At 45.1% G+C, this 1710-nt stretch carries 1 protein-coding gene; it reads right to left on the reverse strand.

What is annotated here, in order from left to right:
• A partial coding sequence (locus ACN6OV_RS06115) for a helicase-related protein (protein ID WP_427950780.1) occupies positions 1–1710 on the reverse strand: 1710 nt, incomplete at both ends.

Genomic DNA, 1710 nt, shown 5'->3' on the forward strand with positions numbered 1-1710 from the left:
TAATGAGCTATTCCAGTTTGCAATCGTGTTATTCGGGATATAGGCGTCATACTGCTGAATAATCGCCTGTTTACGGCTTTCCAATTCCGTCAGTTTTTCCTCTTTTGCTGTTTTGTTTTCCAGCTTCATCAAGGCAATGTACTTGTTAAAATCAGCAAGAATCATTTCTTCAGTGATTTGCGCTTGGGTACGCTGTGCCTTCATGAATGAACGGCGGGCAATGGTTAAAAGCAAATCTGTCTGTTTTGTGGTACGGTCCAAACGGGCTTTTTCTTCACGCTCGGCTCGGGCTTTTAACAGTCCGTCAATCGCTTCTTGACTGTCTGCCTGAATCAGTGAATCCATATCATCATCTGACAATTCACCTGCAACTTTCAGGGTGCCCGCCGCGCTGCTGCCTTTGTCCATCAGCTTAGAAATCCAGTCTGATTTCCCATTGATAATACTTAGTTTGTATTCATCAAAGGTGCCATTGGCATTGTACATATACACACGCACTTTTTCCTGTTGGTTGCCCTGACGCACCCCACGGCCGTTACGCTGTTGTAAGCTGTCCGGGGTCCATCCGGTCGTTAAATGGTGAATGGCCTGTGTACCGCGCTGCAAGTCAATCCCGGTATCTGCTTTTTTATTAGCAATAACCACGGTGTATTTATCGCTTGCAAAGCCGTCTTGAATGTCTTGCACGTCATCGGTGCCTACCTTCCCGGATGATCCGTCTGGCTTAATGGCCGCGTTTAAAATCGCAATCCGGGATGCTTCAATGCCGCAATACTGAATCAAGGCTTGCTTAATCGTATGGTGCATGGCAAGCGTGTCACAGAAAATGATTTGCTTGGCATGGCCGTTATGTTTCGGATTCATTTGCTCAAGCTTAAAGTTTTCAATCATCGCCTGAAGTTTAGCCGATAATCTAGGCTTCAGGTCCAGCCCGTGTTTTGCGGCAATTTCAAATAAAATTGCGATAGCTTTTGTATCATTGGCCGTTAAGCAAAGGCGGTTTTGATCTTCATCCAGATAGGCGCGAACGGTAATTTCATATTCATCAGAATCACCAAAGTTTTTCGCCCGGTTTTTAATCTTCAGGTCACTTTCATCAACCAGCGGATAGGTCCGTTTTGTGGTGAATTTAGGCGGCTTTTTATTGAAAGCATCGACTACCTTTTGCGTCAAGGTATCGTCTTTTGGTGAAATGTAATCGATATAGTAACCGCGCTCCATCACGGCGGCTTCACCCATCAGGATCAGGTCTTGCATTTTCATGATCAAGTTAAATGGATGGGCTATCAATTCAACGGGTTCACCCAGTTTTTTACACATTTCCTCTAAAAATTGCGCATCCTCTGCATCGCCTTGAATTGCGCCACCTTTCGCCGCTTGACGGGCCAAACCATAGGCACGTTTTAAATCGCTTAACACCATACGGTCTGACGGCGTTAAATCGATATTGGTTTTCACGTCTTCCTGTTCTGGAATTTTGAGATCATTTTCACGCGCCGTTTGAATATTACCAATGCTATGCAAGGCATTTTTCAGTAAGGCCACGTTTTTAAACCCGGTAAAGGTTTCATCAGAACGCAAGCCGCCTGTAATATCCATGCCCTCAATAGATTCTGTATTGGCAAAGGTACTCAAGAAATCGTCTACGGTTTCAATCGATGCCCCGCCTAGAATATTTTTGGCTTTGGCTTCACCCACGGCAAGCGATAG

The organism is Acinetobacter sp., from assembly GCF_050285345.1.
Classification (GTDB): Bacteria; Pseudomonadota; Gammaproteobacteria; order Pseudomonadales; family Moraxellaceae; genus Acinetobacter.